The following is a 19,584-nucleotide window of genomic DNA, read 5'->3' on the forward strand; positions in this document are numbered from 1 at the left end:
CGTCCCCTTTTTCTATGCGGGCAGGCAGTGCTCCACGATCAGCTGGATGGCGCTGCCGCCGCGATAGTCGTCGCAGGCGAGGCGATAGGCGAGATGCACATGGCGACCGGGCGCGTTGCCGTGCCAGCCGCCGAAATGGATGGCGTTGATCGTGCCGGGTACACCGGGCAGGCGCAGTTCCAGCTTCAGGTGACGCTCCTTCAGCACGCGCCAGTTGGCCACTTCGAAGTGGCCGTCGAACAGCGGCTCGGGGAAGCCCTGGCCCCATGGGCCTGCCAGACGCAGCGCATCGGCATGGCGATGATCGAGTTCGTTGGCGGCCAGCTCACCGTCGCTGAGGACCTGCTGCTGCAGTGCCGCCGGATCGAGCATTTCCAGCACCACGGCGACGAAGGCGGCCTTGAAGTCATCGACGTGGTCACGCCGCAGGCTGAGCCCGGCCGCCATGGCGTGGCCGCCGAAGCGTTCGATCAGGCCCGGATGGCGCGCGTCGACCAGCGCCAGGGCGTCACGGATGTGCAGGCCGGGAATCGAGCGCGCCGAGCCACGCAGGGTGTCGGCGCCCGGTTCGGCCGGGGCAAAGGCGATCACCGGGCGATGCAGGCGGTCCTTCATCTTCGACGCGACCAGGCCGACCACGCCCGGATGCCAGTCGGCATCGAACAGGCAGGCCGCCACCGGTCGCTGACCGGCCATGTCCAGCACCACCCGGGTCAACGCCTGCTCGGCATCGTCGGTCATCGACTGCTGCACGGCGCGCCGTTCCGAATTGATCTGCTCCAGCGTCTGCGCGATCTCGCGCGCCTGGCGCGGGTCTTCGGTCAGCAGCAGCGCGATGCCCAGCGCCATGTCTTCCAGCCGGCCCGCGGCATTCAGGCGCGGGCCGAGCGCGAAGCCGATGTCGGTGGCTGTGAGCCGCGCGGCATCACGGCCGCTGGCTTCGATCAGCGCACGCAGGCCGACACAGCCCTGCCCCGCGCGCAGACGCCGCAGGCCCGCGCTGACCAGTGCCCGGTTGTTCGGATCCAGCGCCACCAGGTCGGCGACGGTGCCGACCGCCACCAGGTCCAGCAGCGTGGTCAGGTCCGGCCCCTTGCCATCGGCGAAGACGCCGGCCTCGCGCATGTGCCGGCGCAGCGCCATCAGCACGTAGAAGATCACGCCGACGCCGGCCAGCGACTTGCTGGGGAAGGCATCACCGTCGAGATTGGGATCGACGATGACATCGGCCGGCGGCAGCTGCGGCCCGGGTAGGTGATGGTCGGTGACCAGCACCTGCCAGCCCCGCGCCTTGGCCGCGATCACGCCCGCATGGCAGGCGATGCCGTGGTCGACCGTGACCAGCAGGTCCGGCTGCAGCTCGGCCAGCTCCTCCACCAGTGAGGGTGACAGGCCGTAGCCGTGCACCATTCGGTTCGGCACCGCGTGGAAGACATGCTGCGCGCCGAGCATGCGCAGTCCACGCACGCCGACCGCACAGGCGGTGGCGCCATCGCAATCGAAATCGCCGACCACCAGGATGCGCTTGTCATTGGCGATGGCCTCGATCAGCAGACCCACCGCATCATCGATGCCGGTCAGCAGCTCGGGGGCGTGCAGATGGCCCAGTTTCGGCTGCGCCAACTCCGGTGTACCCGCGCCCCGGTTGGCATAGAGACGCGCCAGCAGCGGCAGCGTGCCCTCCGGCCAGCTGCCGGGCGCAACCGCATCGCGGCGGCGGATCGTCGGCGTATCAGGGAATGGCTGCACAGCATCGGCGGCAAGGGACATCGGCATCGCCGGGTTGCGGAAGACATTCCCATGATAGCGCGGGGTCGGATCTCTCTGCCCGCAGGAGGCTCCCCCCCTGATCGCGAGCATTTGGAATCTGCCAGCATATCTTCCATGCTTGTCGGCCCTGAAATGGACTTCAACGCATGCATCGCACGCTGCTTCCCGCGCTGCTGGGCCTCGCACTGGCCCCGGCCGCCCACGCCGCCACGCCCGAACCGAAGGCCGGCGTGCAGTTCCAGCACAACGACTGGTCGCTGGCCTGTGACAACACCCGCACCTGCCGCGCCGCCGGCTACAGCCCGGAAGAACCCGGCAATCTGCTCAGCCTGATGCTGGAACGCGCGGGCGGCCCGGGTACGAAGGTGCTCGCGCGGCTGCGCAATGGCGAGGATGGCGAAAGCCCGACGCCGACCGGGGCGCTGCGCCTGCGCCTGAACGGCAAGGACCTGGGCCCGGTGCACGACACCGGCGACGGGGACAACGTGTTGTTGCAGCAGGCACAGACCGATGCACTGGTCGCCGCACTGCCGCGCCAGGCACGCATCGAGATCATCGACGGCAAGGGCAAGGCGTGGCCGATCTCCGACAGCGGCGCAGCGGCCGTACTGCTGAAGATGGACGAGGCCCAGGGCCGGCTGGGCACGCCCGGTGCGCTGGTGCGGCGTGGCGACAAGCCCGAGGCGAGCGTGCCTGCGGCGTTGCCGGTGCCAGTGATCGTGCGCGGCACGCTGATGGCACCGCGCGCCTCGGACGCGGCGCTGGCCAAGGCACCGGGCCTGCGCAACGCGCTGATCGCCAGCCTGCCGAAGCCGGATGAGTGCGACCGCCTGAGCGATGGCGGGACAGATGAGATCGAGATCCAGCGACTGGACGCCCAGCATGTACTGGCAAGCACCAGTTGCTTCGTGGGTGCCTACAACATGAGCAACGCCTACTGGGTGGTGCGAGACAAATCGCCGTACCAGGCGAGCTTTGTCACCAACCTGGCCGAAGATTTTGACCGCGATGACGCTACGCTGCGAGGCCGCTCCCGAGGCCGCGGTGTCGGCGATTGCATCTCCGCCAATGACTGGGTGTGGGACGGGGAGCGCTTCGTGAAGAGCAGCGATTTCACGACGGGCCAGTGTCGCAATATGCTCGGCGGGCACTGGACACTGCCGACGGTGGTCAGCGAGGTCCGTTGAGGCGCCGCTACCTGCAGTAGTGCCGGCCGCTGGTCGGCAACCCCGACAAACCCTGGGAGTCAGAGCCGTTTTCCGATGGAAAACGGATCCGACCCCGATCGGTCGACCCCGATCAATCGTGAAGCTGCCGCGGCTTCTTCCAGATCTGCCAGCGCTGGCCGCGGTCCAGCTGGAACTGCAGGCCGTCCTCGAAATCGAGCACCAGCCGCTGCAGCTCGCCACGCTTGAGCGCGGCCAGCAGCGGCCGGATTGCATCATTGCCGAGCTGCTGCAGCGAACGCAGCTGGCGCAGGTCGACCAGTGCATCCACCGCCTGTTCGCCATCCACGGCTACGCCAGCCGCCAGGGCCAGGCCCTGCAGCAGGGCATCGCGGCTGCGCACCTGTGCGTGCGGCGTGCTGACCGACACCGGCATCACGCCACCGCCCCAGAACCACAGCGAATTGATCGGCTGTTGTCCCTGAGCGGCGCGCTGCTGGTTCCAGGAATGGTTGTGCAGCAGTACCTGCGCTTCGGTCATCAGCGCCCGCCAGCGACGGCCGCCCTCGCCCTCCGGCAGATGCGAGAACAGGTCATCGCCCAGCACCTCGTCCGGACTATTGAAGTCCGGCAGCACCAGGTCGATTGGAAGCCGCAGGTACCAGCGCGACGGGTCCGGTGCGTCAAGCACGAACCCGGCATCGGCAAACAAGGGCTGCAGCACCGGCAGCAGGGCCAGGCTGTCGGCCAGCGTCGGCCGCAGCGTTTCGCCGTAGGCCATCATCCGCGCGCCATGCATGTCCGGCACCATGCAGGCCGGATCGGCACGCAGCCAGCTGGCGCCGGCCGCATCGCCGACGTCGCGCTGGCGGGTCAACGCGGCCACCGGCCAGTGCGGCGCGGCGACCGCGAAATGGCGCGTCAGCTGCGCGCGTTCGCCCGGCGCGACCTGCACGGTCGTGGCACGGCCGAGCGCACGTGCCACATCGTCCGGCAACGCAGCCGCGGCAAAGCGGCTGCGGGCCGGCAACAGCAGGGTCGCCGTTGCCACCGTTTCAGTCCACGTAGCTGACGCTGACGATCTCGTACTCGCGCTGGCCGGCCGGGGCGTCGATCACGATCGAATCGCCTTCCAGCTTGCCGATCATCGCGCGCGCCACCGGCGAGGAAATCGCGATCAGGCCCAGCTTGATGTCCGCTTCCAGGTCACCGACGATCTGGTACTTCTTCTCTTCGTCGGTTTCCACGTCGGCCAGCGTCACGCTGGCGCCGAACACCACCTTGGAGCCGGCGTTGAGCTTGCTCACGTCGATGATCTCGGCGTGCGACAGCTCGCCTTCCAGCTGCTTGATGCGGCCTTCGATGAAGCCCTGTTCCTCGCGCGCGGCGTGGTACTCGGCGTTCTCCTTCAGGTCGCCATGCTCACGCGCTTCGGCGATGGCGGCGATCACCTTCGGGCGCTTGACCGACTTCAGGTGATCCAGTTCGTCGCGCAGCTTCTGCGCGCCCTTCATGGTGATGGGGGCTCTCATGCATTCAACTCCTTGTGCAGCTCCTGCAGCGACCAGACGGGACCGGTGCCGCGGAATTCCAGTGAATCCACCAGCGCCTTGGCGCCGGCAATGGTGGTCGAGTAGGTGACGCGATGCTGCAGCGCCTCGCGACGGATCGAGAACGAGTCGTTGATCGCCGAACGACCTTCGGTCGTGTTGACGATGTAGACGATCTCGCCGTTCTTGATCGAGTCGACGATGTGCGGACGGCCTTCGACCACCTTGTTGATGATCTCGCAGTCCATGCCGTGCTGCTGCAGCCAGGCGGCGGTGCCACGGGTGGCGACCAGGCTGTAGCCACGCGCCAGCAGCGCCTTGGCCACCGGCAGCACGCGCTTCTTGTCCGGATCACGCACCGAGACGAAGGCCTTGCCAACCGGCGGGGCCTTGATGCCGCCGGCTTCCTGCGCCCGCGCGAAGGCGGCGTTGAAGGTGCGGCCCACGCCCATCACCTCACCGGTGGAGCGCATCTCCGGCCCGAGGATCGGATCGACGCCCTGGAACTTGGCGAACGGGAAGATCGCTTCCTTCACCGAGTAGTAGTCCGGCACGATTTCCTTGGTCGCGCCCTGCTCGGCCAGCGTCTTGCCGGCCATGCAGCGGGCGGCGATCTTGGCCAGCGGCATGCCGGTGGCCTTGGACACGAACGGCACGGTGCGCGAGGCACGCGGGTTCACTTCCAGCAGGTAGATGGTGTCGGCACCCTCGTCGCTGGTCTGGATCGCGAACTGGGTGTTCATCAGGCCGACCACGTTCAGGGCCTTGGCCAGCTCCACCACCTGGCGGCGCAGCTCGGCCTGGGTTTCAGCCGACAGCGAGTACGGCGGCAGCGAGCACGAGGAATCGCCCGAGTGCACGCCGGCTTCTTCGATGTGCTCCATCACGCCACCGATCAGGACGTTGCCCTGGGCATCGGCGATGATGTCGACGTCGCACTCCACGGCGTTGTCGAGGAAGCGGTCCAGCAGCACCGGCGAATCGTTGGACACCTTCACCGCGTCGCGCACGTAGCGGGCCAGGTCGGCTTCGCCGTAGACGATTTCCATCGCACGGCCGCCCAGCACGTAGCTCGGGCGCACCACCAGCGGGTAGCCGATCTCGCGGGCCAGCAGCAGGGCTTCCTGGTCGTTGCGGGCGATGCGGTTCGGCGGCTGCTTCAGGCCCAGCTTGTCGACCAGCTGCTGGAAGCGCTCGCGGTCTTCGGCCAGGTCGATCGAGTCCGGGCTGGTGCCGATCACCGGCACGCCATTGGCTTCCAGCGCGCGCGCCAGCTTCAGCGGGGTCTGGCCGCCGTACTGCACGATCACGCCCTTCGGCTGTTCCAGTTCGACGATCTCCAGCACGTCTTCCAGGGTCAGCGGTTCGAAGTACAGGCGGTCGGAGGTGTCGTAGTCGGTCGACACGGTTTCCGGGTTGCAGTTGACCATGATGGTTTCATAGCCATCCTCGCGCAGCGCCAGTGCCGCGTGCACGCAGCAGTAGTCGAACTCGATGCCCTGGCCGATGCGGTTCGGGCCACCGCCCAGGATCATGATCTTGTCGCGGTTGCTCGGCGCGGCCTCGCACTCGTCCTCGTAGGTCGAGTACAGGTAGGCGGTGCCGGTGGAGAATTCACCGGCGCAGGAGTCCACGCGCTTGTAGACCGGGCGCACCTTGTGCGCACGACGCAGCGCGCGGATGGCGGCTTCATTGGTGCCGGTCAGCTGCGCCAGGCGCGCATCGGAGAAGCCAGCACGCTTCAGCTTGCGCAGGCGTGCGGCATCCAGCGCGTCGATGCCACCGGCAGCGACTTCGCCTTCTGCAGCGATGATTTCCTCGATCTGGTCCAGGAACCAGTGGTCGATGAACGACAGTGCGTAGATCTCTTCCACGCTCATGCCGGCGCGGAACGCGTCGGCGACGAAGAACAGGCGCTCCGGGCCCGGCGCCTTCAACTCGCGACGCAGGGTCTGCAGGTCGTCTTCGTTGGCCAGGTCCAGGCCGGTCGGGTCGAAGCCGACCTTGCCGGTTTCCAGGCCACGCAGGGCCTTCTGCACCGACTCCTGGAAGGTACGGCCCATCGCCATCACCTCGCCCACCGACTTCATCTGGGTGGTCAGGCGGGCGTCGGCGGCCGGGAACTTCTCGAAGGCGAAACGCGGGATCTTGGTGACGACATAGTCGATCGACGGTTCGAACGAGGCCGGGGTCAGGCCACCGGTGATTTCGTTCTTCAGTTCGTCCAGGGTGTAACCCACGGCCAGCTTGGCGGCGACCTTGGCGATCGGGAAGCCGGTGGCCTTGGAGGCCAGCGCCGAGGAACGCGACACGCGCGGGTTCATCTCGATGACGACCACGCGGCCGGTCTTCGGGTTGATGCCGAACTGCACGTTCGAGCCACCGGTATCGACGCCGATCTTGCGCAGCACGGCGATGGAGGCATCGCGCAGGCGCTGGTACTCCTTGTCCGTCAGGGTCTGCGCCGGCGCCACGGTGATCGAGTCACCGGTGTGCACGCCCATCGGGTCCAGGTTCTCGATCGAGCAGACGATGATGCAGTTGTCCGCGGTATCGCGGACCACTTCCATCTCGAACTCCTTCCAGCCCAGCACCGACTCTTCCACCAGCACCTCGGTGGTCGGCGACAGTTCCAGGCCGCGGCTGACGATCTCGACCAGCTCTTCGCGGTTGTAGGCGATGCCGCCACCGCTGCCGCCCAGAGTGAAGCTGGGGCGGATGATGGTCGGGTAGCCGACGCGGGTCTGGATCTCCAGCGCTTCGTCCAGGGTGTGGGCGACGGCGGCGGTCGGGCATTCCAGGCCGATCTCACCCATGGCCACGCGGAACAGCTCGCGGTCTTCGGCCATGCGGATCGCTTCGCGCTTGGCGCCGATCAGTTCGACGTTGTACTTCTCCAGCACGCCGTTGTCGGCCAGGTCCAGCGCGCAGTTCAGCGCGGTCTGGCCACCCATGGTCGGCAGCAGCGCATCGGGCTTTTCCTTGGCGATGATCTTCTCGACCGTCTGCCAGTTGATCGGCTCGATGTAGACGGCGTCGGCCATCTCCGGGTCGGTCATGATCGTGGCCGGGTTGCTGTTGACCAGCACCACGCGGTAACCCTCGTCACGCAGGGCCTTGCAGGCCTGGGCGCCGGAGTAGTCGAACTCGCAGGCCTGGCCGATGACGATCGGGCCAGCACCGATGATGAGGATGGTCTTGAGGTCAGTGCGCTTGGGCATTTTCTTCTCTAAGTCAGTACAGCGTGACAAGGGGGAGTGATCGCACGCTGTCGATCAGGAATCTTGATCCGCAGCGCCGCGCCGGGGGCAGCAGCGATGCGGGGTTTACGGTCCATCGCGACGCCACCGGGGGGCCGGCGGCGTACTGATCACGCCTTGGCCTGCTCCATCAGCACCACGAAGCGGTCGAACAGCGGACCGACATCGGTCGGGCCCGGCGACGCTTCCGGGTGGCCCTGGAACGAGAACGCCGGCACGTCGGTGCGGGCGACACCCTGATTGGTCCCGTCGAACAACGACCGGTGGGTCACGCGCAGGGTCGGCGGCAGGGTCGCTTCATCGATCGCGAAGCCGTGGTTCTGCGAGGTGATCATCACCCGGCCGCTGTCCAGGTCCTGCACCGGGTGATTGGCACCGTGGTGGCCATGGCCCATCTTCATGGTCTGCGCGCCCGAGGCCAGGCCCAGCAGCTGGTGGCCCAGGCAGATGCCGAAGGTCGGGATCTTCACATCGATGAAGGTCTTGATCGCTTCGATGGCGTAGTCACACGGCTCCGGGTCACCCGGGCCGTTGGACAGGAACACGCCGTCCGGCTTCAGGGCCAGCACTTCGGCGGCCGGGGTCTGCGCCGGTACCACGGTCACTTCGCAGCCACGCTCGGCCAGCATGCGCAGGATGTTGGTCTTCACGCCGAAGTCGTAGGCCACGACCTTGAACCGGGCCGGCACGCTGACGAAAGCGTTGGCATCCAGGTCCAGCTGGCCCTCGGTCCAGGTGTAGGTCTTCTCGGTAGTGACGACCTTGGCCAGATCCATGCCCTTCAGCCCCGGGAACTTGCGGGCGGCTTCCAGTGCCTTTTCCACGTCGATGTCGCCGGCCATCAGCGCACCGTTCTGCGCGCCCTTCTCGCGCAGGATGCGGGTCAGCTTGCGGGTGTCGATGCCGGCGATGGCGACCACGCCACGCTGGATCAGCCAGTCCTGCAGCGACACCTGGCTGCGCCAGTTGCTGGGGCGGCGCGGAACGTCGCGCACGATCAGGCCGGCCGACCACACCTTGGACGCTTCGTTGTCCTGGTCGGTCATGCCGGTGTTACCGATATGCGGATAGGTCAGCGTGACCATCTGCCGGGCGTAGGACGGGTCGGTCAGCACTTCCTGATAGCCGGTCATGGCGGTGTTGAACACCACCTCACCGACGGACAGGCCGGGCGCGCCTACGGATTCGCCCTCGAATACGGTGCCGTCTTCGAGGACGAGGATTGCGGCTTGGGTCACGGGAATCTCACTTTGGCTACCGAGGGGGCTGCCGAAGTCACGCCTGCGCTTCACGGAAATCCGGTTGCAAAAAAGCGCGGACGTACGGTCTGGGACCGGTCCGGCTTTCGTGATTCGGCGAGTGCGAATTGTAGCGCTGCCGGGGCGCTCGCGCCAGCGGTTATCGCGCTTCATGAACAGGCGATTGCGCATTCATTTCAATCCGATGGCGTATGCGGGCCGGAGGCGGGGTCGGATCCATTTCCCGAATGGGAAAGGCTCTGACCCCAGGCGCCCTCGGATGGGGTCAGAGCCCTTTCCGCAGGAAAGGGATCCGACCCCAGGAATCAGCCCGCCCTACTGCAGCAGATCCCTTACCCGGTAGCTGCCCGGCGCCCGCCCCTGCAGCTGGCGGGCGGCGAACAGGGCGCCGCGGGCGAAGATGTCGCGGTTGGTGGCCCGATGCACCAGCTCGATGCGCTCGCCCAGACCGGTGAACTGCACCAGGTGCTCGCCCACGATGTCACCGGCACGCAGGCTGGCGTAGTGCGGCTCCGCCCCGCCCCGTTGCGCGGCCGCGCCCAGGGTCAGCGCGGTGCCCGATGGCGCATCCTTCTTCTGGGTGTGGTGCGATTCGACGATGTCGCAGTCCCAGCCGGCCAGCGCCTGCGCCGCGCGCTCCACCAGCTCGTCCAGTACCGCCACGCCCAGGCTGAAGTTCGAGGCCCATACCAGCGGGATCTTCGCCGCCGCGGCCTCCAGCGCCTGGCGCTGCGTGCTGGAGATACCGGTGGTGCCCGACACCAGCCCGGCACCCCGCTCCACGCACAGCGCCAGCATCGGGTCGAAGCCCTCCGGCAGGCTGAAGTCGATCGCCACATCGAACACCGGCGCGCCGGGCAGCTCACTGGCGCCGAAGAACGGCACGCCGTCGACCACGCGCTGTGCCGGCGCACGGCCGGTCACTGCGGCCACGATCTGCAGGGTTTCGGGATGTTCGGCGGCCAGCCGCAGCAGGGCCTGGCCCATGCGCCCGGAGGCGCCGTGAATGAGCAATCGCAGGGGAGTCTGGTTCATGCCTGCAGGCTAGCGGCAGCACGCCTGCTCCGGCAAGCGCCTCACTGCTACGCTGCATGCCCTTTCATGCAATGGATGGCAGCCCCTTCATGCAGATCAGCGAACAGCTGGTGCTGGTCACCGGCGCCGGCCGCGGCCTTGGCCAGCACATCGCCCGCGCGTTCGCGTCGCAGGGTGCGCGCGTCATCGTCAACTACCACCGCAGCGAAGGCCCCGCACGGGCGCTGGCCGCCGAGCTGGGCGGACAGGCGATCGCGCTGCCGGCCGACGTCACCGACCGCAGCCAGGTCGATGCAATGCTGCAGCACGCCCTGGCCCACTTCGGCCAGGGTGTCACCACGGTGGTCAACAACGCGCTCGCCGCGTTCTCGTTCAATGGTGATGCCCGCGACGGCGCCGCCGATATCGGCTGGTCGGCGTTCCAGGCGCAGTTCGAGGGCAGCGTGCGCGGCGCGCTGAACACCGTGCAGGCCGCCCTGCCCGGCATGCAGGCCCGCCGCTTCGGCCGCATCATCAACATCGGCACCAACCTGTTCCAGAACCCGGTCGTGCCCTACCACGACTACACCGCCGCCAAGGCCGCGCTACTGTCCCTCACGCGCACGCTGGCCGGCGACCTCGGCCCACATGGCATCACCGTGAACATGCTGTCCGGCGGCCTGCTGCGCACCACCGATGCCAGCGCTGCCACGCCGGAGGCAGTGTTCGACTACATCGCCGCCAACACGCCACTGCGCAGCGTTACCACGCCAGCAGAATTCGCCGATGCCGCGCTGTTCTTCGCCAGCCCCTGGTCGCGCGCGGTGACCGGACAGAACCTGGTGGTCGATGGCGGGCTGGTGCGGGACTGAGCCAATGCGCATTTCCGAGGTCAGCCGCCTGACCGGCGCCAGCGCCAAGGCCATCCGCCTGTACGAGGCGCGCGGACTACTGCCGCCGGTGCCGCGGCTGAACCGCTATCGCGACTACAGCGAACAGGATGTGGCCTGGGTGCAGCTGATCCGCCAGGCGTTGGCGCTGGGCATCACCCTGGCCGCGATCTCCCGCCTGCAGGGCCGCGACGGACGGCTCGACTGGCCCGCGGTGCTGGCCCTGCTCGAGCAACAACGCAGCCGCATCGCCAGCGAGCGGGCACGGCTGGCGCAGGTCGAGCTCGACCTGCAGCAGGTCAGCGACGAACTGCGGCAGTGGCTGCACTCCGGCAGCGGTGACTGCATCCTGGAGCCCAGCTGCTGCGCCGCTGGTGGTTGACTCTGCCCCAAGGGCATAGCCCAACCTCGCGCACTTTCCATTGCCCGAGGTTGCCGTGTCCCGTTCCATCCTGATCCTGCTCGGCCATCCCGACCGCGACAGCCTGTGCGGTGCCCTCGCCCAGCGCTACGCCACCGCCGCCGAGAATGCTGGCCATCGGGTGCGCCTGATCGCACTGGGCGAACTCGAGTTCGATCCGGTGCTGCGCCATGGCTACCGCCAGATCCAGCCGCTGGAAGCCGACCTGCAGGACACTGCGGATGCGATCGAGGCCTGCGACCATCTGGTGCTGGTCTATCCCACCTGGTGGGGCGCGATGCCGGCGCTGCTGAAGGGCTTCTTCGATCGCGTGCTGCTGCCGGGGTACGCCTTCCGCTACCGGCGCGATTCAGTCTGGTGGGACCGGCTGCTGGCCGGTCGCAGCGCACGGGTGATCACCACGCTGGATACGCCGCCCTGGTATTACCGCTGGATCTACCGCGACCCGGGCATCACCCAGATCCGCGCCACTATTCTGGAATTCTGCGGCATCCGCCCGGTGCGGGTCAGCCGACTCGGTGCGGTGCGCAGCAGCTCGCCGGAGCAACGCAACCGGTGGCTGGCGTTGGCAGCGGAGCTGGGCTCACGGGCCAACTAGCTAGAGGAGCGTGCGAACCAAGGTTCGCACCCACCTGGAGCGTTCGCGCCCACATGGGGCGCTCGTTGCGGGTGTCGCGTTTGCCAATTGACCGTCAGGCACTGCGCCTCAAGGCTGTGGGCCCTTGTTACGGCCCAGGCAAAGCCCATGAAATCCTCGACTGTCTTCAGCAAGTGCGCCAGGAAGACCGGCTTTGCCGGGACGTCGACGACCCGCTACCGCTTGCTGGACGCCGCGCTGCTTGTCGTGAATCACCAGCGCGCCAGCGAAAGCCGGGGCTTCTATGTGAATGCTGGACTCTACTTTCCGGAACTGCTCGCGTATCCCCTCGCGCCTGACGATCTTGAAACGGCTTTCCGGTACCGCTCCAGCATCCCCACGCCCCATGTCGACTGGCGGATCAAAGAAACGCCGGGCCTGCGCCGGACCTTCATCCAGCAGGATCTTGAAGATCTGCTGGAGGCCGGTAACCGCGACGCGTTGAAGGCCCTGCTGCTCGATGCCCTGGCCGACGTGGCGGGTTTCGCGGCAGCCCATGGGAACAGGGAATCGGTGCGGCGATTGAACCGGGACGGGAGCTTCCGGGCAATCATCCGCAGAGAAGTCTGAACCCCGAGAGCGTGCGAACCAAGGTTCGCACCCACAGGGCGAAGGTTCGCACCCACAGGGCGAAGGCCCGCACCCACCGGCCGAAGGTTCGCCCCCACCAGGCGGCCGCAGCCGAACAGGCTCGACGCTACTTCTTGGTCGGCCCGCAGCTGTCGCAACCGCCACAGGCACCACCACCGCCCGTTGCCGGCGGCGCGATCTTCCGCCCCAGCGCCTGCAGCCAGGCGGCGCGGCCCGGCTTCAACAGGGCCAACGCCAACGCACCGCGCAGCGTGCGCACGGTGCCCGGGAACTGCTTCTTCAGCACCACCCAGGCACTGACCAGCACAGCCACCGCGATGATCAGGTACTGGATCAGCAGGCCGGTATCCATCAGCCGCCTCCCAGCGCCCTGGTCACCTGGTAGGTGATCAGTGCGGCCACATAAGCCGCTGCGAACAGGTAGAACGCGGCAAAGCCCATCTGCTTCCACGAATTGGTCTCGCGCTTGATGGTGGCCAGCGTCGAGATGCACATCGGGGCGTAGATGTACCAGACCAGCAGCGACAGCGCGGTCGCCAGCGACCAGCCATCGCTGATCAGCGGGGTCAGCGCCTGGCTGGCGGCATCGTCATCGGCGGCCGACAGCGCATACACGGTGGCCAGCGAAGACACCGCCACCTCGCGCGCGGCCAGGCCCGGGATCAGCGCGATGCAGATCTGCCAGTTGAAGCCCAGCGGCGCGAAGAACACCGCCATCGCATGGCCGATCTGGCCGGCGTAGCTGTAGTCGATGGCTGGCATCGTGGCGTCGGCCGGTGCCGCCGGGAACGACAGCAGCACCCACAGCAGGATGGTGAGCGCCAGGATGATGCCGCCGACGCGCTTGAGGAAGATCATGCCGCGCTCGTACAGCCCCACCGCCAGGTCGCGCACATGCGGCAGGCGGTACGACGGCAGCTCCAGCATCAGCGGGTGCTCGCTCTTGTCGCGACGCCACTTCTTCATGATCCACGACATCGCCAGCGCGCTGAGAATGCCCGCCGCATACAGGCCGAACAGCACCAGGCCCTGCTGGTTGAACACGCCCCACACCGTCTTCTGCGGAATGAACGCACCGATCAGCAGCGCGTACACCGGCAGGCGCGCCGAGCAGGTCATCAGCGGCGCCACCAGGATCGTGGCCAGGCGGTCACGCGGGTCCTGGATGCTGCGCGTGGACATGATGCCCGGCACCGCGCAGGCGAAGCTGGACAGCAGCGGGATGAACGAGCGGCCGGACAGGCCGGCGGCCGCCATCATGCGGTCGAGCAGGAACGCTGCACGCGGCAGGTAGCCGGACTCCTCCAGCACCAGGATGAAGAAGAACAGGATCAGGATCTGCGGCAGGAACACCACCACGCCGCCGACGCCTGCGATGATGCCGTCGGTCAGCAGGCTGGCCAGCGGGCCTTCCGGCAGCACGCTGCCAACAAAGGTGCCGAGCCAGGCGAAGCCAGCCTCGATGCCGTCCATCAGCGGCGTCGCCCAGGCGTACACCGCCTGGAAGATCAGGAACATCACCACCGCCAGGCTGACCAGGCCGAACACCGGGTGCAGCAGCCAGCGGTCCAGCGCGTCGTCGATCTTCGCGGTCCGCGCCGGCATGCGCACGGCGACTGACAGGATCCCGCGCACCTTGGCGTGGTAATCGATGCCACCTTCCGGGCCCGGCACCGGTGCATCCAGGTGCGGCACCATCGCGTCCAGGCGCTCGACCAGGGCCTTGGCGCCCTGCTTGCGCACCGCCACGGTCTCCACCACCGGCACGCCCAGTTCGCGCTCCAGCGCGGCCACATCCACCTGGATGCCGCGGCGCTGGGCCGCGTCGACCATGTTCAGGGCCACCACCATCGGCTTGCCCAGTTCGCGCAGCTCCAGCGCGAAGCGCAGGTGCAGGCGCAGGTTGGTGGCGTCGATCACGCACAGCAGCACGTCCGGCGCGGCCTCGCCCGGGTAGAAGCCCCGGCACAGGTCACGGGTGATCGCCTCGTCCAGGCTGGCCGGATGCAGGCTGTAGGCGCCCGGCAGGTCGAGCACGGCGAATTCACGGCCGGACGGCGCGCGCAGGCGGCCCTCCTTGCGCTCGACGGTGACGCCGGTGTAGTTGGCGACCTTCTGCCGGCTGCCGGTCAGCTGGTTGAACAGCGCGGTCTTGCCGCTGTTGGGGTTACCGACCAGCGCGATGCGCAGGGGGGCAGTGGCGGCGATTGCGGTCATGCACGTCGTTCCTGGCTGGCGGCGTCGACCACGACCCGCTTGGCTTCACTGATCCGCAGCGCGAACCGGGTGAACCCGACCTGCACCAGCAGCGGCTCGCCGCCCACCGGGCCCTTGGCCACCAGGCGCACTTCCTCGCCATTCACGAAACCCAGCTCGCGCAGGCGACGGGCAATGGCATCGTTGGCATGCAGGTCCTGCACGGACTCGACCACGGCCGAGGTGTGCAGCGGCAGTTCGGACAGCGTCATCTAGCGTGTTCTCTGCTGGATGTAAATGGTTCTCGATTCTAACATTCCCGCGTCGCGTCATGGCCCATGACCAATGGCCCGCTATGATCCATACAGGTATGGAGTGACCCTGGAATCCCATGAACGATGCTTTGCAGATCGAGCGCCGTGGCGCCGTCCTCACCCTCTGGCTGAACCGGCCGGAGCTGCACAACGCCTTTGACGCCAGCCTGATCGCCCGGCTGACCGCCGCGCTGGAAGCCGCCGGCCGCGATGATTCGGTCCGGGCCGTGGTGGTCGCCGGCCACGGCGCCTCCTTCTCGGCCGGTGCCGACATGCAGTGGATGCGCGGCATGGCGGCGGCCAGCGAGGCCGACAACCGCGAGGACTCGCTGGCACTGGCACGGCTGATGCGCACCCTGGACGAGCTGCCCAAGCCGACCCTGGCCCGGGTCCACGGCGCGGCCTTCGGTGGCGGCGTCGGCCTGGTTGCCTGCTGCGACATTGCCATCGCCAGCACCTCGGCCCGCTTCGGCCTGACCGAAAGCCGCCTTGGCCTGCTGCCGGCGGTGATCTCGCCTTACGTGATCGAGGCCATCGGCCCGCGCCAGGCGCGGCGCTGGTTCGCCACCGGCGAGCACTTCGACGCCGATACCGCACTGCGCATCGGCCTGGTCCACCAGCTGGTCGAGCCCGAGCGCCTGGACGAAGCGCTGGAGCGCCAGCTGGCCCTGCTCGACAAGGCCGGCCCGATCGCCTCGTCCACCGCCAAGCAGCTGGTCCGGCAGGTCCGCGACAGCCATGACCGCGACGCGCTGGATCGGGATAATGCCGCCCTGATCGCGCGCCTGCGGGTGTCCGCCGAGGGCCAGGAAGGCCTGGGCGCCTTCCTCGACAAGCGCGCCCCCCATTGGGTCACGGAAGCCTGAACATGCTCGATCATCTTGGTTTGACCAGCGCCGACCTGGCGCGCAGCAGGACCTTCTTCCTGCAGGCGCTGGCGCCGCTGCAGATCGGCGTGGTGATGGAAGTGAGCGCCGAACAGACCGGCGACCACGACCACATCGGCTTCGGCAGCGACGGCAAGCCGTTCTTCTGGCTCGGCAATGGCGGCACCGCCAGCCACGGCGTGCACGTGGCCTTCGCCTGCGCCAGCCGCGCGCAGGTGGACGCCTTCCACGCCGCCGCCCTCGCCGCCGGTGGCCGCGACAACGGCGCGCCGGGCCTGCGCCCGTGGTACCACCCGGATTACTACGCCGCCTTCGTGCTCGACCCGGACGGCAACAACATCGAAGCGGTCTGCCATCGCCCCGTCGGCGAGGTGGCTGCATGAGCGACTACGTCCGCATCGTCGAGGTCGGCCCGCGTGACGGCCTGCAGAACGAAAAGCAGTCGGTGTCCACCGCCGACAAGATCGAACTGATCAACCGCCTGTCGGCCACCGGCCTGCGCAGCATCGAGGCGACCAGTTTCGTCAGCCCGAAGTGGATTCCGCAGCTGGCCGATGCCGCCGAGGTCTACGCCGGCATCCAGCGCCGGCCGGGCATCCACTACCCGGTGCTGGTGCCGAACGAACAGGGCTACGACCGCGCCCGCGCGGTGGGCGTGGAGGAAGTGGCGGTGTTCACCGCTGCGTCCGAGGCCTTCAACCGCACCAACACCAATGCCGGCATCGACGAATCGCTGGCCCGGTTCGAGCCGATACTGCGCCGCGCCGCCGCCGATGGCGTGCGCGTGCGCGGCTACGTCTCCACCGTGCTCGGCTGCCCCTACCAGGGCGAGGTGCCGCTGGCCGACGTGGTGCGGGTGGCGCGCGCGCTGCACCAGATGGGCTGTTACGAAATCTCGCTGGGCGACACCATCGGCGTCGGCACCCCACGCAAGGCACGGGCGATGCTGCAGGCGGTCGCTGCCGAGATCCCGATGGAAGCCTTGGCCGTGCACTTCCACGACACCTACGGCCAGGCCATCGCCAACATCGCCACCTGCCTGGAAGCAGGCGTGCGCGTGGTCGACAGTGCAGTCTCGGGCGCCGGTGGCTGCCCGTACGCGAAGGGGGCCAGCGGCAACGTCGCCAGCGAGGACGTGGTCTACCTGCTGCAGGGCCTGGGCCTGGACAGTGGCGTGGACCTGCCGGCACTGGCCGAGACCGGCCGCTGGCTGGCCGGCCTGCTCGGCCGCGCCACCGCCAGCCGCACCGGCCAGGCGCTCGCAGCGACCGGCTGAGCACCCCGCTGCGCCGCTCCCGCTCGGGCGGCGCAGCGCACAACGGCGACGGTCGCCGCTTCCGTTAGAATCGGCGGTTCTCGAACCTGCAGGACCGTTCAATGCAGCTGTCTTCCGTACGTGCCGTGATCACTGGCGGCGTCTCCGGCCTCGGCCTGGCCGTGGCCCAGCACCTCGTCGCCCAGGGCGGCAAGGTGGCTCTGTTCGACCTCAACGACGACAAGGGTGCAGCTGCCGTTGCCGGGCTGGGTGCCGACAAGGCCCGCTATTTCAATGTCAATGTCAGCGATGAGGCGGCCGTGGCTGCAGCCATCGACCGGGCCCACGATTTCCTCGGCGGCCTGAACGTGGCGATGAACTGCGCCGGCATCCTCGGCGCCGGTCGCGTGCTCGGCAAGGAAGGCCCGATGCCGCTGGCCGGCTTCCAGGGCACGGTGATGGTCAACCTGGTCGGCAGCTTCAACGTCGCCAAGGCCGCGGCCAACCGCATGCAGCACAACGACGCCGGCGAAGACGGCGAGCGCGGCGTGATCATCAACACCGCCAGCATCGCTGCCTATGAAGGACAGATCGGCCAGGCCGCGTATGCCGCCAGCAAGGGCGGCGTGGTGTCGATGACGCTGCCGATGGCGCGCGAACTGTCGCGCTTCGGCATCCGCGTCAATACGATTGCTCCTGGCGTGTTCTGGACGCCGATGGTCGATGGCATGCCCGAAGCCGTGCAGCAGTCGCTGGCCGCCTCGATCCCGTTCCCGTCGCGCCTGGGCAAGCCGGAAGACTTCGCCAGCCTGGTCGGCTTCATCCTCGGCAACACCTACCTCAACGGCGAGACCATCCGCCTGGACGGCGCTACCCGCCTCGCTCCGAAGTGATTCCCCCCGGGCGCCGGGACGGCGCCCTCCCCCAACGACCTAGATCACCATGAAAGCCAACGACATCAAGAAGGGCAACGTCGTCGAGTACAACAACGGCGTGTACCAGATCCGCGACATCGAGCGCAGCTCGCCGCAGGGTCGCGGCGGCAACGTCCGCTTCCGCTTCATCATGTACAGCGTGCCGGGCGGCAACAAGCTCGACGCCAGCTTCGATGCCGACGACAACCTGGTCGAGGTCGAACTGCTGCGCCGCCAGTCCACCTATTCGTACAAGGACGGCGATGCCTTCGTGTTCCTCGATGACGAGGACTACACGCCCTACACCCTGGACGCGGACGTGATCGGCGACGACGCCGGCTACATCACCGACGGCCTGACCGGCATCTACGTGCAGGTGATCGACGAGCAGCCGGTGGCGATCCAGCTGCCGGCCTCGGTGGTGCTGGAAGTGATCGAGACCCCGCCGGAACTGAAGGGCGGCACTGCCACCAAGCGCCCGAAGCCGGCCAAGCTCAACACCGGCATCGAGATCATGGTGCCGGAATACATCGTCAACGGCGAACGCGTGCTGGTGAACACCGCCACCGGCGAATTCGCCGGCCGCGCCGACTAAGCGCCTTGCGCTGATCGGCTGCCTGTCCCTGCTTGCGGCGTGCTCGCCGCAGGCAGCGGGCAGCGCATCGGATGTAGCGATCGTGTAGAGCCGAGCGCGGACTCGGCTCTACAGAAGGCTTACGGCTGTTTCGCGCCGAAGTTGCCGCAGCCGTGGTACTGGCGGGTGCCGATGGTCAGGTTCACCTTGGCATCGAACGCCTCGCCGCTCATGTCGTCCTGGCAGGTGGTGCGCTGGAAGCTGAGCTTGACGTCGGTACCGTCGGACGCCTTGCCACTCCAACCGTCAGCACCTTCGGTGGGCGTGGCGACGTCGAAGCGACGCTCGCCATAGTCAACTTCCACCCGCAGGCCCGGCGCGTCGCCATCGACGACCGCCAACCAGCCCGGCTCGTTGCCCGTGGCGCGGAACGCGGCCGTGCCCGCGCTGCCATCGCCTTCGGTCGCTTCGACCGCATGGCACTCGCGGTCCGCCTCGCCCTTCAGGCTCAACAGGCCGTCATCGCTGCCCTTGGTCCAGAAGCTGTTGCCCTGACCATCACCGTACCTGGCACCCGACGCCGCACGTTCGGAGGTCATGGCGAAGGTACGTTCGCCGATCACCACCGTGGCCGCATCCTCGCCATTGAAGGCCGCGCGCACGCTCAGATCACCACACCGGTACGTGGTCTCGCTGCCGGTACCGGCGCTGGTGCTGGCAGCCGGTTCGGGCGCCGCCGGCGGCGCGGCATCGGTGCCGCCCGCAGCGGGTGCCTGGGCCGGCTGGCACGCGGCCAGCACCAACCCGAGCGAGGCTGCCAACAGACTGGGAACTACACGCATGGCTCGACTCCTTGTCGACACTACAGAGACCTTCGACCCTACCA

20 protein-coding genes are annotated in these 19,584 nt (G+C 67.9%); 10 read left to right on the forward strand and 10 right to left on the reverse strand.

Annotated features, from left to right (window positions below; all coding sequences use genetic code 11):
- Nucleotides 1-12: 12 nt before the first annotated feature.
- The gene (gene recJ / locus VG561_RS05995) at nt 13-1,770 is read right to left on the reverse strand and encodes a single-stranded-DNA-specific exonuclease RecJ (RefSeq protein ID WP_142234666.1); all 1,758 of its coding nucleotides are present in this window, start codon (nt 1,768-1,770) and stop codon (nt 13-15) included.
- A 146-nt stretch (nt 1,771-1,916) separates the two neighbouring features.
- Here recJ and VG561_RS06000 point away from each other — a divergent pair, with 146 nt between their 5' ends.
- Nucleotides 1,917-2,957 carry a DUF1176 domain-containing protein gene (locus tag VG561_RS06000; protein WP_423179464.1) on the forward strand — a complete coding sequence of 347 codons (1,041 nt, stop codon included), beginning with the start codon at nt 1,917-1,919 and terminating at the stop codon, nt 2,955-2,957.
- A 112-nt stretch (nt 2,958-3,069) separates the two neighbouring features.
- Here the strand turns inward: VG561_RS06000 and VG561_RS06005 are convergent, their stop codons facing one another.
- The 5 genes from VG561_RS06005 to dapB form a co-directional block, all read right to left on the reverse strand.
- The gene (locus VG561_RS06005) at nt 3,070-3,987 is read right to left on the reverse strand and encodes a phosphoglycerate mutase (protein WP_423179465.1); all 918 of its coding nucleotides are present in this window, start codon (nt 3,985-3,987) and stop codon (nt 3,070-3,072) included.
- A gap of 4 nt (nt 3,988-3,991) precedes the next feature.
- Nucleotides 3,992-4,456: a transcription elongation factor GreA gene (gene greA / locus VG561_RS06010; RefSeq protein ID WP_026347191.1), complete on the reverse strand. Its 465-nt coding sequence runs from the start codon at nt 4,454-4,456 to the stop codon at nt 3,992-3,994.
- A gap of 8 nt (nt 4,457-4,464) precedes the next feature.
- Nucleotides 4,465-7,707, reverse strand: a complete 3,243-nt coding sequence (gene carB, locus VG561_RS06015) for a carbamoyl-phosphate synthase large subunit (RefSeq protein WP_046429957.1) — start codon at nt 7,705-7,707, stop codon at nt 4,465-4,467.
- A gap of 149 nt (nt 7,708-7,856) precedes the next feature.
- Entirely contained in the window at nt 7,857-8,984 is a 1,128-nt protein-coding gene (gene carA, locus VG561_RS06020; RefSeq protein ID WP_014646993.1) for a glutamine-hydrolyzing carbamoyl-phosphate synthase small subunit, read from the reverse strand.
- A 336-nt stretch (nt 8,985-9,320) separates the two neighbouring features.
- On the reverse strand, nt 9,321-10,040 hold the full coding sequence (dapB, locus tag VG561_RS06025) for a 4-hydroxy-tetrahydrodipicolinate reductase (RefSeq protein WP_080052982.1): 720 nt from the start codon (nt 10,038-10,040) through the stop codon (nt 9,321-9,323).
- A gap of 89 nt (nt 10,041-10,129) precedes the next feature.
- Between dapB and VG561_RS06030 the strand changes: the two genes are divergently transcribed.
- From VG561_RS06030 to VG561_RS06045, 4 genes are all read left to right on the forward strand, one after another.
- Entirely contained in the window at nt 10,130-10,891 is a 762-nt protein-coding gene (locus VG561_RS06030; RefSeq protein WP_423179466.1) for a 3-oxoacyl-ACP reductase, read from the forward strand.
- A 4-nt stretch (nt 10,892-10,895) separates the two neighbouring features.
- Nucleotides 10,896-11,291 carry a MerR family transcriptional regulator gene (locus VG561_RS06035; protein WP_075077086.1) on the forward strand — a complete coding sequence of 132 codons (396 nt, stop codon included), beginning with the start codon at nt 10,896-10,898 and terminating at the stop codon, nt 11,289-11,291.
- Between the two features lie 55 nt (nt 11,292-11,346).
- Entirely contained in the window at nt 11,347-11,928 is a 582-nt protein-coding gene (locus VG561_RS06040) for an NAD(P)H-dependent oxidoreductase (protein WP_049408776.1), read from the forward strand.
- 147 nt (nt 11,929-12,075) lie between these two features.
- The gene (locus VG561_RS06045; protein WP_423179467.1) at nt 12,076-12,537 is read left to right on the forward strand and encodes a DUF4304 domain-containing protein; all 462 of its coding nucleotides are present in this window, start codon (nt 12,076-12,078) and stop codon (nt 12,535-12,537) included.
- A gap of 127 nt (nt 12,538-12,664) precedes the next feature.
- On the opposite strand, the gene VG561_RS06050 is transcribed toward VG561_RS06045, so the two are convergent.
- From VG561_RS06050 to VG561_RS06060, 3 genes are read right to left on the reverse strand one after another with little or no spacing between them, the layout of a single operon-like run.
- A complete protein-coding gene (locus tag VG561_RS06050) occupies nt 12,665-12,910 on the reverse strand; it encodes a DUF6587 family protein (RefSeq protein WP_032959473.1) in 246 nt (81 codons plus the stop codon).
- Nucleotides 12,910-14,775: a ferrous iron transporter B gene (gene feoB / locus VG561_RS06055; protein WP_032959475.1), complete on the reverse strand. Its 1,866-nt coding sequence runs from the start codon at nt 14,773-14,775 to the stop codon at nt 12,910-12,912. The genes VG561_RS06050 and feoB overlap by 1 nt, the downstream gene beginning before the upstream one ends.
- The gene (locus tag VG561_RS06060) at nt 14,772-15,026 is read right to left on the reverse strand and encodes a FeoA family protein (RefSeq protein ID WP_005416370.1); all 255 of its coding nucleotides are present in this window, start codon (nt 15,024-15,026) and stop codon (nt 14,772-14,774) included. Before VG561_RS06060 ends, feoB begins: the two co-directional genes overlap by 4 nt.
- Before the next feature lie 119 nt (nt 15,027-15,145).
- On the opposite strand from VG561_RS06060, the gene VG561_RS06065 reads away from it, so the two are divergent.
- From VG561_RS06065 to yeiP, 5 genes are all read left to right on the forward strand, one after another.
- A complete protein-coding gene (locus VG561_RS06065) occupies nt 15,146-15,934 on the forward strand; it encodes an enoyl-CoA hydratase/isomerase family protein (protein ID WP_014037048.1) in 789 nt (262 codons plus the stop codon).
- A gap of 2 nt (nt 15,935-15,936) precedes the next feature.
- Nucleotides 15,937-16,338 (forward strand): VOC family protein, encoded by a 402-nt coding sequence (locus tag VG561_RS06070; protein WP_197621131.1) that lies wholly within the window; start codon nt 15,937-15,939, stop codon nt 16,336-16,338.
- Nucleotides 16,335-17,231, forward strand: coding sequence for a hydroxymethylglutaryl-CoA lyase (locus VG561_RS06075; protein ID WP_049440083.1), 897 nt, complete (start codon nt 16,335-16,337; stop codon nt 17,229-17,231). The genes VG561_RS06070 and VG561_RS06075 overlap by 4 nt, the downstream gene beginning before the upstream one ends.
- A gap of 101 nt (nt 17,232-17,332) precedes the next feature.
- Nucleotides 17,333-18,103, forward strand: a complete 771-nt coding sequence (locus tag VG561_RS06080; RefSeq protein ID WP_049440081.1) for an SDR family oxidoreductase — start codon at nt 17,333-17,335, stop codon at nt 18,101-18,103.
- Between the two features lie 49 nt (nt 18,104-18,152).
- The gene (yeiP, locus tag VG561_RS06085; protein WP_005409468.1) at nt 18,153-18,719 is read left to right on the forward strand and encodes an elongation factor P-like protein YeiP; all 567 of its coding nucleotides are present in this window, start codon (nt 18,153-18,155) and stop codon (nt 18,717-18,719) included.
- Nucleotides 18,720-18,838: 119 nt separating this feature from the next.
- Here yeiP and VG561_RS06090 read toward each other — a convergent pair whose 3' ends face one another.
- Nucleotides 18,839-19,540, reverse strand: a complete 702-nt coding sequence (locus VG561_RS06090; RefSeq protein WP_423179468.1) for a COG3650 family protein — start codon at nt 19,538-19,540, stop codon at nt 18,839-18,841.
- Nucleotides 19,541-19,584: the final 44 nt, after the last annotated feature.

Origin of the sequence: Stenotrophomonas sp. CASM110 (assembly GCF_049384345.1) — a bacterium.
GTDB lineage: Bacteria > Pseudomonadota > Gammaproteobacteria > Xanthomonadales > Xanthomonadaceae > Stenotrophomonas > Stenotrophomonas muris.

What these genes read in the sequence shown, in the direction of transcription:
- recJ (WP_142234666.1), bottom strand. Translation starts at nt 1,770, where the DNA reads ATGTCCCTTGCCGCCGATGCTGTGCAGCCATTCCCTGATACGCCGACG.
- VG561_RS06000 (WP_423179464.1), top strand. Translation starts at nt 1,917, where the DNA reads ATGCATCGCACGCTGCTTCCCGCGCTGCTGGGCCTCGCACTGGCCCCG.
- carB (WP_046429957.1), bottom strand. Translation starts at nt 7,707, where the DNA reads ATGCCCAAGCGCACTGACCTCAAGACCATCCTCATCATCGGTGCTGGC.
- dapB (WP_080052982.1), bottom strand. Translation starts at nt 10,040, where the DNA reads ATGAACCAGACTCCCCTGCGATTGCTCATTCACGGCGCCTCCGGGCGC.
- VG561_RS06030 (WP_423179466.1), top strand. Translation starts at nt 10,130, where the DNA reads ATGCAGATCAGCGAACAGCTGGTGCTGGTCACCGGCGCCGGCCGCGGC.
- VG561_RS06035 (WP_075077086.1), top strand. Translation starts at nt 10,896, where the DNA reads ATGCGCATTTCCGAGGTCAGCCGCCTGACCGGCGCCAGCGCCAAGGCC.
- VG561_RS06045 (WP_423179467.1), top strand. Translation starts at nt 12,076, where the DNA reads ATGAAATCCTCGACTGTCTTCAGCAAGTGCGCCAGGAAGACCGGCTTT.
- VG561_RS06050 (WP_032959473.1), bottom strand. Translation starts at nt 12,910, where the DNA reads ATGGATACCGGCCTGCTGATCCAGTACCTGATCATCGCGGTGGCTGTG.
- feoB (WP_032959475.1), bottom strand. Translation starts at nt 14,775, where the DNA reads ATGACCGCAATCGCCGCCACTGCCCCCCTGCGCATCGCGCTGGTCGGT.
- VG561_RS06060 (WP_005416370.1), bottom strand. Translation starts at nt 15,026, where the DNA reads ATGACGCTGTCCGAACTGCCGCTGCACACCTCGGCCGTGGTCGAGTCC.
- VG561_RS06065 (WP_014037048.1), top strand. Translation starts at nt 15,146, where the DNA reads ATGAACGATGCTTTGCAGATCGAGCGCCGTGGCGCCGTCCTCACCCTC.
- VG561_RS06070 (WP_197621131.1), top strand. Translation starts at nt 15,937, where the DNA reads ATGCTCGATCATCTTGGTTTGACCAGCGCCGACCTGGCGCGCAGCAGG.
- VG561_RS06075 (WP_049440083.1), top strand. Translation starts at nt 16,335, where the DNA reads ATGAGCGACTACGTCCGCATCGTCGAGGTCGGCCCGCGTGACGGCCTG.
- VG561_RS06080 (WP_049440081.1), top strand. Translation starts at nt 17,333, where the DNA reads ATGCAGCTGTCTTCCGTACGTGCCGTGATCACTGGCGGCGTCTCCGGC.
- yeiP (WP_005409468.1), top strand. Translation starts at nt 18,153, where the DNA reads ATGAAAGCCAACGACATCAAGAAGGGCAACGTCGTCGAGTACAACAAC.
- VG561_RS06090 (WP_423179468.1), bottom strand. Translation starts at nt 19,540, where the DNA reads ATGCGTGTAGTTCCCAGTCTGTTGGCAGCCTCGCTCGGGTTGGTGCTG.